We start from the raw sequence: 17,075 nt of genomic DNA, 5'->3' as shown, positions 1-17,075 counted from the left end.
AGACGGAGAGAGTCTGACCCGCAGAAGTTCGGTGCTCCTTGCAGGTCAATTCTTGCTTATTGTCCGGTGTGAGGTGAGATGTCTTGTGGGGGCATCTGCGGCGCTGGCCAATAGGCTGCGGCTAGATCGTTTTGCAGAGCGGCGATCTCTTTCTGTATCCATTTCATGTATTCGTGCAGCCCGCGGATAATCATGTCTTCTGTTGTCTGGTCTTCCAGCGTGGCGCGCAGTTCGGCCAGCCGTTCGCGCACGGGTGAGCACTGACGCCGAAGGTTGTAATGCGTGGAGAGCGCTGTCAGCAGGCCGTCTGCCTGCCGCAGGTTCAGCGCTAGCGAACGGGGAAAACCCTCATTCTTGAGAAGGAAGCCGACCACATTCGTCGGAGTGGTGGTGACGGGCTGCAATCGGCGAAATGCGTGATAGGCGGCGGCAGAACGCAGAACCGAAGCCCATTGCGTCGTGTCGATTTCCGAGCCGACTTCTTCATCGGCTGGCAGCAGGGTGTGGTATCGCGTGTCGATCAAGCGTGTGATCTGGTCTCCGCGTTCCAGATGTCTTCCCAGAAGGTAGAAGAGCCACGCCTGATCGCGGTAGAGCGTGCCCTCGGTGATGCCTGTATGGGTCTGGCAATCCTGTTTGATCCTGTTACACAGTGCGGAAAGGCCCGTGCGGCGGATATGGGAAGGCTCAAGCTCCAGAAGTGACTTCGTGAAGACATTGAGGTGCATCCACATTTCCGTCGAGATCAGCGGACGGACGGAACGGGCATTTTCACGCGCGGCATTCGCCATCGCTTTGATGGAGCCCGGATTGGCGAGATCCGTGATGTAGAATGCGAGATAATCATCTTCGGTGGCGTGGGGATACAGGGTGTGGAAATGCACCTCATCCGTGTTGATTTGTACGATGGTGTCCCACACGGTCCTGCCATCGGGGCCGCGCACGAATGTTTCCGTCACCTCGATCAGGCGGGCGAGGTTTTCGATGCGTTCCATGTAACGCGCCAGCCACATCATGCTTTCGGCATAACGGGAAAGAAGTGTGTTCAGGCCGGGAAGCATTCCGGACGAAACCGGAGACATCTGTGTCATGCCGACATCACCCATGTATCTTTGGAACCGCCACCTTGTGAGGAGTTAACCACCAGAGACCCTTTACGTAGCGCCACGCGCGACAGTCCTCCCGGCAGCACCCATGTGGATTTTCCGGTCAGGGCAAAGGGACGCAGATCCACATGCCGCGCTTCTACGCCATCTGGACAGATTGTGGGTGTGACCGAGAGATCGATGACAGGCTGGCTGATATAATTGTCGGGACGCGCCTTCAGACGCGCGCGGAAATCATCCAATTTGGTGGCTGTTGCGTGCGGGCCGATGAGAAGACCGTATCCGCCGGATTCTCCCACAGGTTTGACAACGAGTTTTTCGAGATTGGCCAGTGTGAAAGCCAGACCTTCGGTTTCAGCGCAGATATGGGTTTCCACACTGTCGAGGATTGGATCTTCGTCGAGATAATAACGGATGATGCGCGGCATGTAGGCATAGACCGCCTTGTCATCCGCAACACCGGTGCCGAGCGCGTTGGCGATTGTCACATTGCCGCGTCGATAGGCCTCCACCAGTCCGGGAACGCCGAGCAGGCTATCGGGATTGAAGGCAAGGGGATCGAGAAAGGTATCGTCGATGCGGCGATAGATGGAATGGACCGGCCGTAGTCCGGCGACGGTTCGCATATAGACGCGGTGATTCTCGACGAGGAGATCGTGTCCTTCCACCAGTGGCACGCCCATCTCACGGGCAAGGAAGACATGCTCGAAATAGGCGGAATTATAGATGCCTGGCGAGAGCAGGACGACCTGTGGATCTGTCACACCGGCGGGTGCGACTTCGCACAGCGTCCGGTAAAGTTGGCTCCCGTAATCCTCCACGGAGCGCAGGGGGACGCCAGAGGCGAGGTCGGGCATCAGGCGCAGCATCATATGCCGGTTTTCAATGACGTAGGACACGCCCGACGGCGTGCGGGCATTGTCTTCGAGCACCAGAAAGCGACCGCTGCGGTCACGGATCAGGTCCGTGCCGTTGATATGAACATAAACGCCGCCGGGTGCGTCCACTCCCACCATGGCTTCGCAATAATTGGCGTTTTGAAGAACCAGATGCTCGGGCACGACCCCGTCGCGCAGGATGTTTCGGTCGTGATAGATGTCGTGCAGGAACAGATTGATGGCCTGGACGCGCTGCTGCACGCCTTTTTCGATGTGAGTCCATTCCCGAGCGGTCAGGACGCGCGGAATGACGTCGAAGGGAAGGATGCGATCGATGGCTTCGCGGTCGGAATAGACGGTGAAGGTGATGCCCAGGCGATAGAGCTGCTTTTCGGCGTTTTCCGTCCTGTGGCGAAGTTCCGCGAGATCGAACTGGGCCAGCCGGTCACGGACAGAGCGTAGCTCATCGGGCAGCGGACCACCGCGGTTCATCAACTCGCAAAAGAAATCCGGCACGTGATAGGCAGCGAAGATGCCTGCGTCCTGAAGCTGGGATTGCAAGATCCTGGCGCCCATCTGTCTGCCTCGCGTCTGGATCGGGCGAAGAAATCTGCGCCAGATCGTTACGATAATTTATTAAAACACTCGCCTCTGTCTTTGCCAAGAAGCAAAAGAGTAACGGGTCCGTTTTATGCTGAGAGGAAGCGAAGAGTTGCCGCCCTGCGTGTTCCTGTTACGATGTCAGAAGGAAATGACGGCCTTGTCATGGTGGCATGTGAGAAGACGCGGCCGGTGGCGAGAACGTGTTTGGGAGAGATGTCCGGGTGAGTGCTCATGTCGCGTTGCGTCATCGGACATCCTATCATTATGACCGGCCGGTTTCTCTCGGTCCGCAGACGATCCGCCTTCATCCGCGAGAGATCGGGGACAGGGTCGTGCTGACCTATGAGCTGGATGTCGGGCCAGCGGATGGTACGGTTCTGTGGAAAACCGATGGGTACGATAACACTGTGGCCGAGGCCGTTTTCGCCGGGGTAATGTCGCGGTTCGATATTGAAGTCCGCATGACGGTCGATCTTTCGCCCTATGATCCGTTGGAATGTAGAAGCGGCCAGATGGCGATTCTTCGGCGCGAAGCTGAGCGCGCCAGTTACCGCATGCCGGTGGTCAATGGGCCTTTTCCTGACGATTTTCTGACCCCGCCAGAAAGTGGTGCGACAGCCATACCGCTGGATTGGCTACGCGGTCTCAATCAGCGCATTGCGTCTTCTCTCACGTATCGCACTCGGTTTGAGCCCGGAGTCTGGTCGCCGGTCGAAACTCTGACGCGTCGAAGCGGATCGTGTCGTGACAGTGCATGGCTTTTCATCGCCCTTGCGCGTCGTGCGGGCTTCGCCGCGCGGTTTGTGTCCGGCTATCTCGTTCAGAATGAAGATGGAAACGGAGGCGCGTTGACCTGCGATCTGCACGCTTGGGCGGAGGTCTTCGTGCCGGAGCGTGGATGGCTGGGGTTTGACACCACGTCCGGTCAGATTGTCGCGCAGAATCATATTGCGCTCGCTGTTTCGGCCGTGCCGGAGGAAGCGGCGCCTGTGTCCGGCCTTCTAGACCGTTGTCAGGCGCGTTTCGACGTAACGATGGAAGCGCGGGCATTGCCACAGCCATTGCAAGTTTCCGCAAGAGCCTGACATGATAGAACGATAGAGGCGATGAGGGTGGCGGTCGCGTGAAGCTGTTTTCCTGTCAATGCTGTGAGCAGCCGCTGTTTTTTGAAAATACGGTGTGCGAATCCTGTCATCATCCGGTGGGGTATCTGCCCGGCCTGTCCATGCTGACGGCGCTGGAACCCGCTCAGGTGGCAGGGCGGTGGCACCCGATGGAGCCTCAGGTCCAACATGCGGAAGTCGTCTACTGCGCCAATCATGCGTATGATGTGTGCAACTGGCTGACCTCAGCCACCGATCAGAACCACACGCCGGTCTGTTTTGCCTGCCGTTTCAACCGCACCATTCCCGATCTGTCCGTCCCGGGCAATCTGGAACGCTGGCGCAAGATCGAGATCGCCAAGCATCGTCTGTTTTATACCCTGCTGCGTTTGAGACTTCCCCTTCGCAATCGTTGGGAAGACCCCGAAGGAGGACTGGCGTTCGATTTTCTCGACGATGCCCCCGATGGATCGGCCCCCGTCATGACGGGGCATGACAACGGACTGATCACGCTCGCGATCCGGGAGGCCGACGATGCCGAGCGTGAACGAATGCGCGTGGAGATGGGCGAGTATTACCGCACGCTTCTGGGGCATTTTCGCCATGAAGTGGGCCACTACTACTGGAATCTTCTGGTGCGCGACGCTGGTCGTATAGAAGCCTGTCGCAGCGTGTTCGGGGATGACCGCGAGGACTATCAGCAGGCCTTGCAGGCGCATTATGGCCGCCCGCTGTCCACGGACTGGCGGGAGCATTATGTCAGTGCCTACGCCACGGCCCATCCTTGGGAAGATTTCGCGGAAACCTGGGCGCATTATCTTCACATCGTGTCCACGCTCGAAACCGCTTCTGCCTATGGCGTGACGATCAATCCTGCCACCGGAACAGCCGCTGTCTCTGCTCCGGGGACATTGAAAGATCCATATCTTCGCGCCTCTTTCGACGAGATCATGAATGCATGGATGCCCCTGACATCGGCGGTGAACAGTCTGAACCGTTCCATGGGGCTGTCGGATTTCTATCCGTTCGTCCTGACGGCGGGTGTGCGCAGGAAACTGGCCTTCATTCACGCCCTGATCCGCGAGACACAGGCGCTGCGATAGGCCTGGCGGCCTCTCTCCATTGCGTGATGCGAGCGAATGCGTGAGGGTGCCGCTCCGCACGATGAGGAGAAGATGCATCCATGAAGAAGTTCCGGCGGCTTGTGAGTGAGGTGTGGTATCTGAGCCGCCCCTATTTTATATCTGAGGACCGCAAATGGGCGTGGGGGCTTCTTCTTGCGGTCGTGGCGCTCACACTGATTCTTGTGGGGCTGGACGTGCTCCAGTCCTTCTCGCGCAATATCTATTACACGGCGCTCCAGCAGCGGGACGTGAAGAACTTCATGCTCGGGCTGTTCTGGTACGTCCGCACGCCGGACGGCCTCGTGCCGGGCTTCTTTATCATTGCCATTCCGTCGCTTCTTGGGGCGGTCTATGCCACCTATCTCCAGCAGCTTCTGCAACTGCGCTGGCGTGGATGGATGACACGCCATATGCTAGCGCAATGGCTTGAGCGCAACACGGCCTTTCTCATTGCCGTGCATGAGGCCGGACTGGACACGGCACCCGAAAAGGAAAGCACGCCCGGACAGGGACCGGACAATCCGGATCAGCGTATTCAGGAAGACATCGATCGCTTTGCGGCCGACACGCTGACGCAGGTGACGGATCTTCTCTCGAACGTCATCACCCTGTGCAGCTATGTCGGCCTCCTGTGGGTGCTGTCGGGGCCACTTGTGGTGTTGGGTGTGCGTATTCCAGGATATTTCCTGTGGGTGGCGCTGATTTATTCCATCGTGGCGACACTTATCACCCATCTGGCGGGACGCCGGCTGATCGGTCTGCGGATGTTTCAGCAAAAAGTGGAGGCGGATTTCCGCTACGCGCTCGTGCATGTGCGTAACAACGCCGAAAGCATTGCGCTTACGGGAGGTGCGGCACAGGAGCAGGCCGGGCTTCTGGGAAAATTCACGTCCGTTTACGGCAATTTCCTGCGCATCATGAATCGTACGAAGTGGCTGGGGCTGCTGACGAGCGGGCTTGAGGTGTTGTCGGGAAACTTCGCGCTTCTTGTGGGGTCGATCCGTTATTTCGCGAACAAGATCAGTTTCGGCACACTCATGCAGCTTGTGCTGGCCTTCTCCCGTGTGCAGGGCGCTCTGGGGTGGATTGCTTCCTCTTATGCCTCACTTGCGGAATGGCGTGCCAATGTTGCGCGTCTGGCCACGTTCCAGCGCACGATGGACCGGGCGCGGGCACATGAACAGGCCATCGAACGTGTGAAAGGTGCTGCTGACTCGGACCTGCTTGTGGAGCATCTGAGCGTCATGCGCCCGGATGGAAGCATGCTGCTCAACGATGTCTGCCTGACGCTGCCGCGTGGTCATAACATTGCGCTGACAGGCCCCTCGGGTATCGGCAAATCCACGTTTCTGCGCGTGCTGGCCGGTATTTGGCCGTTTGCCGCTGGGCGTATCGTACAGCCGGACGCGCGAATGATGTTCGTGCCGCAGACGCCGTATCTGCCGTTGGGCACGCTCAGACAGGCTCTGTGCTACCCCGGTGCTGTGGAAGCGCACACTTCGGAGGCGGTCAACGCTGTGCTGGCGAAGGTGGGACTGGAAGCCTTCGCGGGCCGGCTCGATGAGGAAGCACGCTGGGCGGAGACCCTCTCTGCGGGTGAGCAGCAGCGGCTTTTGTTCGGACGTGTGCTGCTGACCGCGCCGGACTGGGTGTTTCTCGATGAGTCCACCTCCAGCCTCGATGAAGATGCGGAAATAGCGCTTTACAGTCTGCTGCGGACGGAATTGCCGTCGGTCACGCTAGTGTCCATTACCCATCGTCCCGGCCTGCTGGCGCGACAGGACGTGCAACTCGATATTGCGCGTTTCCGTCCCGCTGGGCCTGCGGTCTCGGCACTCGGGTAAGGGTTGCTCAGCTTGGGTGACGCACGGACAGCGCTGAGAGAACTGTTCCCTGAAGCAGGCACGCGGTGCGGTAGAGACGCAAGGCCGCGCGGATGTCGCTGGGAGTGAGGTCCGCGCGGCCCGTGCCCATCCAGCGCACCTCCGTCATCTTACCTCCATACACACGTGGACCGGCTAGAGCGACACCGAGTGCACCTGCCATGGCGGCTTCCGGCCAGCCGGCGTTAGGGGAACGGTGATGGGAAGCGTCGCGCTGGATGGTGCGCAGGGCTTCTTTCCAGTCCGCGCCGGAGAGAAACGCAGAGAGGGTAAGCAGAAGGGCGGCGAGGCGTGAAGCGGGCAGGTTGATCGCATCATCCAGCCGGGCGGCGCATTTGCCGAAGGCTTCGAAACGGTCGCTGCGATGGCCGATCATGCTGTCAGCAGTGTTCACGGCCTTGTAGAATACGGCGCCCGGCAGTCCGCCAAGCGCGCACCACAGGGCCGGCGCCACGATCCCGTCCGAGAAGTTTTCGGCCAGCGTCTCAATGGCTGCCCGGCAGATCGCAGGTTCATCCAATGTGGCCGGATCACGCCCCACGATCATAGAAACGGCGCGGCGCCCTTCTTCCAGCCCATTTTTTTCCAGTGCAATGGCCACAGCTTCCACGTGTTGATGCAGAGAGCGTTGGGCCATGCAGGCGCTTGCGAGAAGGCCGCAGGGCAGCGGTTTTTTGCCAAGAAGCCGCGCGGCGGAGGCCGCAAGAGCGGTGGGAATGAGGGTAATGACCCCTGTTGCAGCCGCGCCGGCTATAAGGCGTGTCGTGCGGGAGGTCGTAGGGCGATTGAGGCGACGTTCCAGCGCGTCGATGAGGGCGCCCATCCACACGACGGGGTGACGGATACGTCGATACAGCGGGTCTGGGTAGCCGCAGAGGCCTTCCGTCAGGAGAGCGATGGCGGCGGTGGTGGGCGAGAAGCGGAGCATGGAGACAGCATAGCGGTGGCGAAGTGCTGCGGGCAGGGGTGACACGTCTGCCTGTCGGCTGTATCTGGTGCCGTTTGTCGATAACCCCGAGAGACGGAGTCACGGTCGCATGTCCGCCGAGACGGAAGCGCTCAACGAACAGATCAAGCAGTCGGTCGCGCTGCTGAGGAGGCATCTTTGACTGGGATGTCGCTCAGGGCAGGCTTGCCGAACTGAACAACCGGGCCGAAGACCCGGATTTGTGGAATGATGCCGAGGCCGCGCAGAAGATGATGCGTGAGCGGACGCTTCTGGCCAACCAGATCGAAGGTGTTCAGAACCTTGAGAACGAGGTTCAGGACTCGCTCGAGTTGGTGGAAATGGCCGAGGCGGAAGGCGACACCGACATGGTGGCGGAGGCCACCGCGACGCTCAGACGTCTGGCTGAGGAGGCCAAGCGGCGCGAAATCGAGAGCCTGCTTTCAGGTGAGGCCGATTCCAACGACTGCTATCTTGAGGTCAATGCGGGTGCGGGTGGCACAGAGGCTCAGGACTGGGCTGAGATGCTGCTGCGCATGTACACCCGCTGGGCGGAAGCGCATGGCTACAAGATCACGCTGATCGAAAGTTCGGAAGGTGAGCAGGCCGGTCTCAAATCCGCGACCATTCAGGTTAGCGGGCCCAATGCCTATGGCTGGCTCAAGACCGAGGCGGGCGTGCATCGTCTGGTCCGTATCTCGCCGTTCGATGCGGCAGCGCGTCGTCAGACGTCATTTGCATCGGTGTGGGTCTATCCGGTGATTGACGACACGATCGAGATCGAGATCAACGAGGCGGATCTTCGTGTCGATACGTTCCGCGCGTCCGGCGCGGGTGGTCAGCACGTCAACAAGACCGAATCCGCCATCCGTATTACGCACGTGCCCTCGGGCATTGTTGTTGCGTGCCAGACGGATCGTTCACAGCACCGCAACCGTGCGACGGCCATGGGCATGCTGCGCGCCCGTCTCTATGAGGCGGAATTGCAAAAGCGTGAGGCGGCGGCGGCCCAGACCGAGGCGGCCAAGACCGATATCGGTTGGGGACATCAGATACGTTCCTATGTTCTGGCGCCTTACCAGATGGTCAAGGATCTGCGGACCGGCGTGGAGAAAACCAATCCGGACGCAGTGCTGGACGGTGATCTGGATGACTTCATGGCGGGATCGCTGGCGGCCCGTGTGGGGGCGACCCGTTCGGAGGCGAGCGCCAGCGCTCAGTAAGAGGTCCGTGCTGGTGAGGAAAATGTCTGTCCGGAACGTCGATGATGCTCTGGACAGCGTTTTCTTGTTGTCCTCCGTCCAGGGAGAGCGTGACGCGTTGCCAACCCGTGTGGGCGGACCATGGTTTCGACTGTGGGATTTGCGCGGGAATCCGGAAAATCTTGTAAAATTTCACGGTTTTCCTGTTCACGAATGTGTATCAAAATATGTCGTGGTGACTTGACATCCGTTGTCCTCAGCGGCCCAATCAGGCATCACGGGCGCGATCCGGATCGTATTGCGAAAAGTTCGCAGTTCGGGCAAGTGTGCTGTGCCATTGATCCGACCCAATTGTAGGGTGGATGATCCGGTGACGATGTCTAGGGAGATGTGCTGGAATGCTGGAGTACGCGCGGCAACGACGCAAACCGACGAAGCAGATCGTCGGCATCTCGGGTGTCGTCCTCGTGTCCATGGTTATTGCGATCGTCTATGAAAACTGGGTCGATAAGGAAACGGTTCCAGTTTTGCGCGCGCCCCTGAAGACAACCGTCATTCATGAAGCGGCACCTCCTCCTCCGCCTCCACCACCACCGCCTCCACCCAAGATGGAGGCTCCGCCGCCGCCCTATATTCCGCCTCCGAAGATTCATACGGAACCGCCGCCCAAGCCGGTCATGCGTCATGTCACGCATACGAAGCCGCCCAAGCCGGTGGAGCAGAACGCCAACAGCGAACGCTCGACGGCGACGACACCGGCACCTCCGGCCAATGCCGCGCCGGATCGCCCGGCAAGCGAGAGTGTGGTCAACCACGTCACGCCGATCTATCCGCCCGAAGCGCTGGACGAAGGGCGCGAAGGGGAGGTGACGGCCGTGTGCGATGTGGAGGTGGATGGCCGTCCTACCAACTGCACGTTCAAGACCGTGCGCGGCGGACAGGATTTTGCAAAATCGGCCGCTGATTTCTTCCGCAGAGCCCGTTACGCGCCTGCCACTTTGCGTGGTGTGCCCGTGAGGGAAGTGCATCATGTGTTTACCATATCCTTCGATCTGTCCGACAACTGATCCTGTTGCCGCTTCATTCATGAGGACGCTGCCACGATGACCCGACTGTTCCGCCGCCTGCCTTTCTCCGCGCTGGGTGTTCCCGCTCTGGCCGTTCTTCTGGCGACGGCCGCGCCCGTGGCGGCCTTTGCTCAGGGAGCCGCGCCTGTCGCACAGACGGCGCCGCAGTCGGCACCTCAGCCCGGCACGCCTGTGGCAGGTCAGGAAACGCAGGTTCCCGCGACGACGCCCGCACCGGTCGCAACCTCGCCCACCGGCACCGAGACCGTGGTCAATCCCTACGGACTTGGCGCGCTGTGGGGGAATGGCGATATCGTGGCGCGGACCGTGCTGATCATCATGCTCGGGATGTCGCTTGGTTCGTGGTACATCATGATCACGAAGTTCTTCGAGCAGTCGCGCCTCTTCTCGGCCTCACGCGAGGCGGCGAAGAACTTCTGGACGCGCCCGACGCTTCAGGAAGGCGCTTCTTCGCTGAGCGGAGCGTCTCCTTTCCGCTATATCGCGGAGACCGCGATCGTGGCGGCGGAGCATCATGAAGGCACGATGCAGGAATCCATCGACCTCTCTGACTGGACGTCCTCACAGATTCAGCGTGCGGTTGATTCGGTGCAGAGCGATCTTCAGAGCGGACTGGCCTTCCTCGGCACGGTCGGTTCCACCTCGCCGTTCGTGGGGCTGTTCGGCACGGTCTGGGGTATCTACCACGCACTCACGGCCATCGGCATCGCGGGGCAGGCCTCCATCGACAAGGTGGCGGGTCCGGTGGGTGAGTCGCTCATCATGACGGCCATCGGTCTGGGCACCGCCGTTCCCGCCGTGTTGGGCTACAACCTGCTGGTTCGTCGCAACAAGACGAGCATGGACCGTGTGCGCAACTTCGCGGCCGATCTTCAGTCCATTCTGATCGGCGGTTTCCGTCATGGTGCCGTGCGCCAGACGGTGGTTGTACGTCCGGACAATTCGCCCACCACGGCAACCACAAACGATCGGGTGGGCTGAGACCATGGGCATGTCCGTCGGCGGAGGGCATGACGAGGACGAGGTCGTCTCGGCAATCAACACGACGCCTCTCGTGGACGTCATGCTGGTGCTCCTCATCATCTTTCTCATCACCATTCCGGTGGCGACGCACACGGTGAAGGTGACGCTGCCCAAGGACACCAACCAGCCCAGCAAGGTGCTGCCGGGCAACATCACGCTGGCTGTGACGCCGGACGGGCAGGCTTACTGGAATCAGACGCCGCTGCGCGACCGGGACGATCTGATGGCTAGACTGGCGCAGGTGGCGGTCGAGAAACCACAGCCCCAGATCATGATCCGGGGCGATGCAAGCGCACGTTATGAATCGGTGGGGCGCCTGATTGCGGCCTGTCAGGAAGCGGGCGTCACGCGTGTGGATTTTGTCATTGAGCAGCCGCACACGAATTGATTGGCAGCGTTCCGCCGTCCTGGCGGCGGAACGGATCAGCCGGGGAGGGTTTTGGTTATGGGCATGAATGTCGGGTCCGAGAGCACGACCGAGGACGAAGGCATCGTCGATATCAACACCACGCCGTTGATCGACGTGATGCTGGTGCTGCTCATCATGCTCATCATCACCATTCCGCTTCAGACGCATTCGGTGTCGATGGATCTGCCGCAAGGCAATCCGCCACCGCAGACAACGCCCGATCCGCGTGTGGTTACGGTGGGGATCGATTTCGACAACACGATCACATGGAACGGCGCCCCCGTGACCAATGAGGCCGAGTTGCAGACGCGCTTCCGTGAGGCCGCTGCCGAGCAGCCGGAACAGCCGGAGATGCACATCAGCCCGAACCGTCTGGCGGATTACAAGACGGTGGTTCATGTGCTGGCGGACGCGCAGCGGCTTGGCATCACGAGGCTTGGCATCGTGGGCCAGGACCAGTTTACCGACGGAGATTGAGTTTCATGAGCCTGCGTTCGTTTCGTGCAGCCCTTCTTGCTTCCGTCCTGATCTGTGGCGCGCCGGTTGTGGCGCATGCCGAGGAAGAACTCGGCCCCAAGGTGGGAGCAGCTCTTCAGGCAGCGGAAACCGCGCTGGGGAAGCATGATTACAGCCGTGCGATGGCGGCGGTGAATGAAGCGCAGGCGGTGCCCGGTCGCAGCGATTATGAGACCTACACGATCGAGCAGATGCGCGCTGCCGTGGCGTCCCAGTCGGGCGATCTGGCGGGCGCGACGCAGGCCTACGATCAGTTGATCGCCTCACCGCGCACTTCTCGTGAGGCTCGTGCCCAGATGCTCAAGGCGGAAGGCACGATGGCCTACACCGCCAAGGACTATCCGCGTGCCGTGAAGGGGATCGAGCGTTACCTCAAGGAGGTCGGTCCGGACGCGCAGATGGAGAACCTTCTCGCGCAGGCCTATTATCTCCAGCACGATTATGCCAATGCCGCGCGGGTGCAGCGAATGTTGGTGGACAGTCTGCAAAAGCAGGGCAAAAAACCAACCGAAGACCAGCTTCTGCTGTTGGCGACCTGTGCCACGCAGATCAAGGACACGTCGGCGCAGACGCACGCCTATTCCCTGCTGGCCACACTGTATCCCAAGCCGGATTACTGGGCGCAGCTTCTGCATGCGCTGGTGACCAACGACCGCTTGCCGCCCTCGCTGCATTTGGACGTCTACCGCATTCGTCTCGCGCTGGGGAACCTGACGCAGACAGCCGATTTCATGGATGCGACCGAGATCGCCGTGCAGATGGGACTGCCGCAGGTGGGCCTCGACATCATGACGCAGGGCTATGCCTATGGCGCGCTGGGACAGGGGCCGTCGGCCGCGCGTGAAGGACGTCTGCGCGCGCTGGTGATGAAGGCCATTGCGGACAGAAAGGCCTCCGCCGATGCGGATGAGGCTTCGGCCCGACAGGAAAAGACCGGCAACCGACTGGTGACGGTCGGGTACAACCGCGTGTTGGCCGGACAGGTGGATCAGGGTCTTGCTGTGATGAAAGACGGCATCGCGAAAGGCACGACGGATCTCGATATTTCGAAACTGCGTCTGGGCGAAGCCGAGATGGATGCGGGCCGGACGAAGGACGCCATTGCCACGTTCCACACCGTGGGAGGCGATAATGGCGCAGCGGATATTGCACGGTTGTGGGTGCTGAAGCTGACCTCGGGGAAATAATATCAACGGATCGGTTGTTTCACCGGTCTGGTCGTTCATGCCACTATCGCCCGGCTTCCGATCCGTTGCGGGAGCAGGGAAGGGAGAGTCATGACAGCCACCCACAAGGCGCTTGAACAGGTCGATTCCAACATCAACGACAGTCTTGAGCGGCTGTTCGCCTTTCTGCGCATTCCCAGCATTTCCACACAGGCCGCCCATGCGCAGGCTTGTTGTGCTGCCGCTGACTGGCTGGTGAAAGAACTGCACGCGCTTGGGTTCGAAGCATCGAGCCGTGAGACGCCTGGACACCCCATCGTCGTCGGGCATCGGGCTGGGCCACAGGGCGCGCCGCATGTGCTGTTTTATGGGCATTACGATGTTCAACCGGTCGATCCACTGGATCTGTGGCAGACGCCCCCTTTCGAGCCGTGTCTTATGGATGGGGCAGATGGTGCGCAGGAAATCCGCGCACGGGGAGCGGCGGACGACAAGGGACAGGTGATGACCTTCCTTGAAGCCTGTCGCGCCCTGATCGACGCGAATGGTGCGCTTCCCGTGGGTGTCACGATGGTGATCGAGGGGGAGGAAGAGTCTGGGGGCACGAACCTGCTGCCGTTCCTCAAAGCCAATGCGGCGGAACTCAAGGCGGATGTCGCGCTGATTTGCGACACGGGGATGCTGGATGCGAAAACACCAGCTATCACAACCATGTTGCGCGGTATGGTGGGCGAGGAAGTCATCGTCACGGCGGCGGATCGTGATCTGCATTCGGGCATGTTCGGTAATGCGGCGCACAATCCCATTCAGGTGCTGTGCGACATTCTTTCGGATCTGCGTGACGGTGCGACGGGGCGTGTCACGCTTGCAGGATTTTATGACGGCGTGCCAGAGCTTCCTGATGATGTGCGCACGCTCTGGCGCGATATCGGGCCGTCGGATGAAGCTGGTCTTGGGAGTGTCGGTCTGCGCTGGCCTGCGGGCGAGGTGGGATATACCGCGCTGGAGCAGACATGGTGTCGTCCAAGTTGCGAGATCAACGGCATTTCCGGCGGATATGAGGAGTCGGGCTTCAAGACCGTGCTGCCGGCAAAGGCTTCGGCCAAGGTGTCGTTCCGCTTGGTTGGGACGCAGGAGCCGGAGACAATCCGCGCGGCGTTTCGCGAGCATGTGCGCCTGCGCCTGCCCAAAGACTGTTCGGTCGAGTTCATCGCGCATGGCGGATCTCCGGCCAGCGTCGTCCCGTCCGACATGCCGCAGCTTGAAAAAGCGTTGGAAGCACTTAGTGAAGAATGGAACACGCAGGCCGCCGTCATTGGCTGTGGCGGCTCCATTCCCGTGGTGGGGGAGGTGAAGGAGGCGCTCGGACTGGACACGTTGTTGATCGGGTTCGGGCTGGACGATGACCGCATCCATTCTCCCAACGAGAAATACAGCCTGACATCCTTTCACAAGGGCACGCGCTCATGGGTGCGCGTGCTCACGGCGCTGGCGCGATGAGCGCCTTGCCGTTGGCCCTAACCATGGGCGATCCGGCTGGGATCGGGCCGGAGATCACGGCGGGCGCGTGGGAAAGGCTGCGCGAGAACGGGCCAGTATTCGCATGGCTGGGTGATCCGGCCTGTCTTCCGGCGGCGGTGCCCGTGCAGGAGATTGAAGAAATTGGTGAAGCTTCAGTGGTTTTTGCTGAAGCGTTGCCGGTGTTGCCCATGCGGTTGTCCGTCCCCGTTCGCGCGGGTGAACCGGATTCCGCCAATGCCCAGACAGTGATCGACAGTATCGCGCGTGCGGTCGGGCTGGCGCGGGCCGGGGCGGCAGGTGGGGTGGTGACCAACCCGATCAGTAAGGCCGTGCTTCGTCGCGCAGGATTTCCGCATCCCGGACATACGGAGTTCCTTGCCGAACTGTGCCATGTGCCGGGGCGTGAAGTGATGATGCTCGCAAGTCCGATGCTGCGGGTCGTGCCGGTGACGATCCATGTCTCATTGCGGGATGCGTTGGGCATGCTGGATGAGACGATGATCGTGGAGACGGCGCGCATGACGGCGCAGGCGTTGAAGCGCGATTTCGGTATTGCCTCACCACGACTGGCGATTGCGGGTTTGAACCCCCATGCGGGTGAGGGGGGAATGATGGGACGCGAAGAGATCGAGACGATCATTCCGGCCATTGAGTGCCTGCGGGCGGAAGGGCTGGATGTGCAGGGGCCGATGCCGCCCGACACGATGTTCACCCAAACTGCGCGGAAACGCTATGACGCGGCGCTGTGCATGTATCACGATCAGGCGTTGATCCCGCTCAAGACGCTGGACATGGCGAATGGCGTGAACGTAACGCTGGGACTGCCTATTGTGCGCACGTCTCCCGATCATGGCACGGCGTTCGATATTGCCGGGAAGGGCGTGGCGGAACCGCAGAGTCTGGTGGCGGCGTTGCGGCTGGCAGGTGAGCTTGCGCACAATCGGCAGGTTTTCGAAAAAGGAGAGAGCGCATGAGCGGTTATCAGCGTCTTGGCGTGAACATCGATCATGTGGCGACGCTGCGCAACGCACGGGGCGGCCAGAGTCCGGACCCGGTGGAAGCCGCGCTTCTGGCTGTGAAAGCCGGTGCGGATGGTATCACGGCGCATCTGCGTGAGGACCGGCGGCATATCCGTGATGAGGATCTCAGGCGTCTGCGCACGGAGTTGCGAGTGCCGCTCAACATGGAAATGGCGGCGACGGAGGAGATGGTGAACATCGCCTGCGAACTGCGTCCGCATGCGTGTTGTATTGTCCCGGAACGTCGTCAGGAAGTGACGACGGAAGGCGGCCTGAACGTGGCTGGTCAGGTGGAAGCGCTCATTCCGCAGGTGAAGCGCCTGCGCGAGCGCGGTATTCGGGTGTCTTTGTTCGTGGACCCCGATGCGGCGCAGATCGAAGCGGCGGCGGCGGTGGAGGCTGCGGTCGTTGAACTGCACACCGGTGCGTATGCGGAGGGGACTGAAGGCGAACTGGCGCGACTGAAGGCAGCAGCCCGACAGGCAGCGTCTCTCGGACTGGAGGTCCATGCCGGGCATGGGCTGAGCTTCGGCAATGTCGCGCCTGTGGCTGCCATCCCTGAGATCGTGGAACTGAATATCGGTCATTTCCTGATCGGGCAGGCGATTTTCGACGGGCTGGAATCGGTCGTGCAGGAAATGCGACGGTTGATGAAGGCGGCGCGCTCGGTCGAGGTCTGAGCCGCCCTTAACCGGGCGTGAATATCTGCCCGTTACGCGGGCAGGATGGTTCTTTCGCTTCGAGATCTCTGTGCGCTGGGTGCGTTGGCGGCCTGTATGGTCGGGATAACGCCTGCTGTGGCGGACGAGACGTCGTGCGAGCAGGCGGCGGCCTTGGCCGAGCAGCGGTTGGATATTCCACGCGGGCTTCTGGCTGCGATCGGTCATGTGGAGAGCGGCAACCGTCCGCTGGCTGTGAACGTCAACGGCCTGTCCGTGCCGTTCGAGCGCCCTGCGCTGGCGGCGGATGCGGTGAAGGGCATGCTGCAATCGGGCGCTTTCGGGGCACGGCCGCGGGTGGATGTCGGCTGTTTCCAGATCAATCTCGGCTGGCACGGCGCGGTCTTTGCAACCATCGAGATGGCGTTCGACCCGGTGATGAACGGTCTGGCGGCGGCGGCCTATTTGCGTCAGCTTCGTGGGGAGACCGGCTCATGGCGCGGCGCTGTCGCGCGCTATCATGCTGCGTCTTCTGAAGGTGTGCGGTACGCACAGGATGTTTTCCGGTTTTATGAGAGGCGGCTTGCATCGTCTGTGATCACGCCCCATCCCTCCGGCATTGGAGCGCCTAAGGGATGGATCGCGAAGATGTCCGCCCACGGCATTACCGTCTTTGAGCCAGCGAGTAATCCGTCCTCCGTGCGGAAAGCCTTGCGCACGGTAGGTTGAGCCGCCGCGTAGAGCGTGACCGGCTTATGGCCGGTCACAGCTTTCCGTCAGGGTGTTGAAATAAAGGCCTTTCGAGCACTGCACGACGTTGGAGGGCGCG

General features: G+C 60.9%; 16 protein-coding genes. 13 read left to right on the top strand and 3 right to left on the bottom strand.

From position 1 onward, the window contains the following. Positions 1 to 56: 56 nt before the first annotated feature. Positions 57 to 1,091: an alpha-E domain-containing protein gene (locus tag KUA11_RS11070; RefSeq protein WP_368041002.1), complete on the bottom strand. Its 1,035-nt coding sequence runs from the start codon at positions 1,089 to 1,091 to the stop codon at positions 57 to 59. After that, positions 1,088 to 2,560 carry a circularly permuted type 2 ATP-grasp protein gene (locus KUA11_RS11065; protein ID WP_217410353.1) on the bottom strand — a complete coding sequence of 491 codons (1,473 nt, stop codon included), beginning with the start codon at positions 2,558 to 2,560 and terminating at the stop codon, positions 1,088 to 1,090. Before KUA11_RS11065 ends, KUA11_RS11070 begins: the two co-directional genes overlap by 4 nt. Positions 2,561 to 2,808: 248 nt before the next feature. On the opposite strand from KUA11_RS11065, the gene KUA11_RS11060 reads away from it, so the two are divergent. From KUA11_RS11060 to KUA11_RS11050, 3 genes are all read left to right on the top strand, one after another. Next, positions 2,809 to 3,672: a transglutaminase family protein gene (locus tag KUA11_RS11060; RefSeq protein ID WP_217410352.1), complete on the top strand. Its 864-nt coding sequence runs from the start codon at positions 2,809 to 2,811 to the stop codon at positions 3,670 to 3,672. Between the two features lie 38 nt (positions 3,673 to 3,710). Then, the gene (locus tag KUA11_RS11055; protein WP_217410351.1) at positions 3,711 to 4,793 is read left to right on the top strand and encodes a zinc-binding metallopeptidase family protein; all 1,083 of its coding nucleotides are present in this window, start codon (positions 3,711 to 3,713) and stop codon (positions 4,791 to 4,793) included. Between the two features lie 80 nt (positions 4,794 to 4,873). Then, positions 4,874 to 6,658, top strand: a complete 1,785-nt coding sequence (locus tag KUA11_RS11050; protein WP_217410350.1) for an ABC transporter ATP-binding protein/permease — start codon at positions 4,874 to 4,876, stop codon at positions 6,656 to 6,658. Between the two features lie 7 nt (positions 6,659 to 6,665). Here KUA11_RS11050 and cbiB read toward each other — a convergent pair whose 3' ends face one another. Further along, the gene (gene cbiB / locus KUA11_RS11045; RefSeq protein ID WP_217410445.1) at positions 6,666 to 7,625 is read right to left on the bottom strand and encodes an adenosylcobinamide-phosphate synthase CbiB; all 960 of its coding nucleotides are present in this window, start codon (positions 7,623 to 7,625) and stop codon (positions 6,666 to 6,668) included. Positions 7,626 to 7,734: 109 nt separating this feature from the next. On the opposite strand from cbiB, the gene prfB reads away from it, so the two are divergent. The 10 genes from prfB (at position 7,735) to KUA11_RS10995 (ending at position 16,975) form a co-directional block, all read left to right on the top strand. After that, a protein-coding gene (gene prfB, locus KUA11_RS11040) for a peptide chain release factor 2 (protein ID WP_217410349.1) occupies positions 7,735 to 8,866 on the top strand; the annotation gives its coding sequence in 2 pieces (ribosomal slippage) (positions 7,735 to 7,803 and positions 7,805 to 8,866; 1,131 coding nt in all). A gap of 377 nt (positions 8,867 to 9,243) precedes the next feature. Beyond that, positions 9,244 to 9,912: an energy transducer TonB gene (locus KUA11_RS17730; protein WP_217410348.1), complete on the top strand. Its 669-nt coding sequence runs from the start codon at positions 9,244 to 9,246 to the stop codon at positions 9,910 to 9,912. 36 nt (positions 9,913 to 9,948) lie between these two features. Continuing rightward, positions 9,949 to 10,914 carry a MotA/TolQ/ExbB proton channel family protein gene (locus tag KUA11_RS11030; RefSeq protein ID WP_217410347.1) on the top strand — a complete coding sequence of 322 codons (966 nt, stop codon included), beginning with the start codon at positions 9,949 to 9,951 and terminating at the stop codon, positions 10,912 to 10,914. Between the two features lie 4 nt (positions 10,915 to 10,918). Then, on the top strand, positions 10,919 to 11,344 hold the full coding sequence (locus tag KUA11_RS11025) for an ExbD/TolR family protein (protein ID WP_166314506.1): 426 nt from the start codon (positions 10,919 to 10,921) through the stop codon (positions 11,342 to 11,344). A gap of 57 nt (positions 11,345 to 11,401) precedes the next feature. Beyond that, positions 11,402 to 11,842: an ExbD/TolR family protein gene (locus KUA11_RS11020; protein WP_166314509.1), complete on the top strand. Its 441-nt coding sequence runs from the start codon at positions 11,402 to 11,404 to the stop codon at positions 11,840 to 11,842. Positions 11,843 to 11,847: 5 nt separating this feature from the next. Further along, the gene (locus tag KUA11_RS11015; RefSeq protein ID WP_217410346.1) at positions 11,848 to 13,068 is read left to right on the top strand and encodes a tetratricopeptide repeat protein; all 1,221 of its coding nucleotides are present in this window, start codon (positions 11,848 to 11,850) and stop codon (positions 13,066 to 13,068) included. Between the two features lie 90 nt (positions 13,069 to 13,158). Further along, entirely contained in the window at positions 13,159 to 14,547 is a 1,389-nt protein-coding gene (locus tag KUA11_RS11010) for a M20/M25/M40 family metallo-hydrolase (RefSeq protein ID WP_217410345.1), read from the top strand. Next, a complete protein-coding gene (gene pdxA, locus KUA11_RS11005; protein ID WP_254454868.1) occupies positions 14,514 to 15,542 on the top strand; it encodes a 4-hydroxythreonine-4-phosphate dehydrogenase PdxA in 1,029 nt (342 codons plus the stop codon). Before KUA11_RS11010 ends, pdxA begins: the two co-directional genes overlap by 34 nt. Beyond that, complete coding sequence (locus KUA11_RS11000; protein ID WP_217410344.1) at positions 15,539 to 16,267, top strand: pyridoxine 5'-phosphate synthase; 729 nt, start codon at positions 15,539 to 15,541, stop codon at positions 16,265 to 16,267. Before pdxA ends, KUA11_RS11000 begins: the two co-directional genes overlap by 4 nt. A gap of 45 nt (positions 16,268 to 16,312) precedes the next feature. Next, positions 16,313 to 16,975 carry a transglycosylase SLT domain-containing protein gene (locus tag KUA11_RS10995; RefSeq protein ID WP_254454867.1) on the top strand — a complete coding sequence of 221 codons (663 nt, stop codon included), beginning with the start codon at positions 16,313 to 16,315 and terminating at the stop codon, positions 16,973 to 16,975. Positions 16,976 to 17,075 lie beyond the last annotated feature (100 nt).

It is taken from the genome of Acetobacter estunensis (assembly GCF_019083805.1).
Lineage (GTDB): Bacteria > Pseudomonadota > Alphaproteobacteria > Acetobacterales > Acetobacteraceae > Acetobacter > Acetobacter estunensis_A.
Note: the sequence above shows the minus strand (reverse complement) of the source record. Positions and strands in the feature narration are given on the sequence as shown.

Excerpts from the sequence above, each read along its gene's own strand:
- KUA11_RS11050 (WP_217410350.1), top strand. The coding sequence starts at position 4,874 with ATGAAGAAGTTCCGGCGGCTTGTGAGTGAGGTGTGGTATCTGAGCCGC.
- pdxA (WP_254454868.1), top strand. The coding sequence starts at position 14,514 with ATGGGTGCGCGTGCTCACGGCGCTGGCGCGATGAGCGCCTTGCCGTTG.
- KUA11_RS11020 (WP_166314509.1), top strand. The coding sequence starts at position 11,402 with ATGGGCATGAATGTCGGGTCCGAGAGCACGACCGAGGACGAAGGCATC.
- KUA11_RS10995 (WP_254454867.1), top strand. The coding sequence starts at position 16,313 with ATGGTTCTTTCGCTTCGAGATCTCTGTGCGCTGGGTGCGTTGGCGGCC.
- KUA11_RS17730 (WP_217410348.1), top strand. The coding sequence starts at position 9,244 with ATGCTGGAGTACGCGCGGCAACGACGCAAACCGACGAAGCAGATCGTC.
- KUA11_RS11015 (WP_217410346.1), top strand. The coding sequence starts at position 11,848 with ATGAGCCTGCGTTCGTTTCGTGCAGCCCTTCTTGCTTCCGTCCTGATC.
- KUA11_RS11025 (WP_166314506.1), top strand. The coding sequence starts at position 10,919 with ATGGGCATGTCCGTCGGCGGAGGGCATGACGAGGACGAGGTCGTCTCG.
- KUA11_RS11070 (WP_368041002.1), bottom strand. The coding sequence starts at position 1,091 with ATGACACAGATGTCTCCGGTTTCGTCCGGAATGCTTCCCGGCCTGAAC.
- KUA11_RS11065 (WP_217410353.1), bottom strand. The coding sequence starts at position 2,560 with ATGGGCGCCAGGATCTTGCAATCCCAGCTTCAGGACGCAGGCATCTTC.
- cbiB (WP_217410445.1), bottom strand. The coding sequence starts at position 7,625 with ATGCTCCGCTTCTCGCCCACCACCGCCGCCATCGCTCTCCTGACGGAA.
- KUA11_RS11010 (WP_217410345.1), top strand. The coding sequence starts at position 13,159 with ATGACAGCCACCCACAAGGCGCTTGAACAGGTCGATTCCAACATCAAC.
- KUA11_RS11030 (WP_217410347.1), top strand. The coding sequence starts at position 9,949 with ATGACCCGACTGTTCCGCCGCCTGCCTTTCTCCGCGCTGGGTGTTCCC.
- KUA11_RS11000 (WP_217410344.1), top strand. The coding sequence starts at position 15,539 with ATGAGCGGTTATCAGCGTCTTGGCGTGAACATCGATCATGTGGCGACG.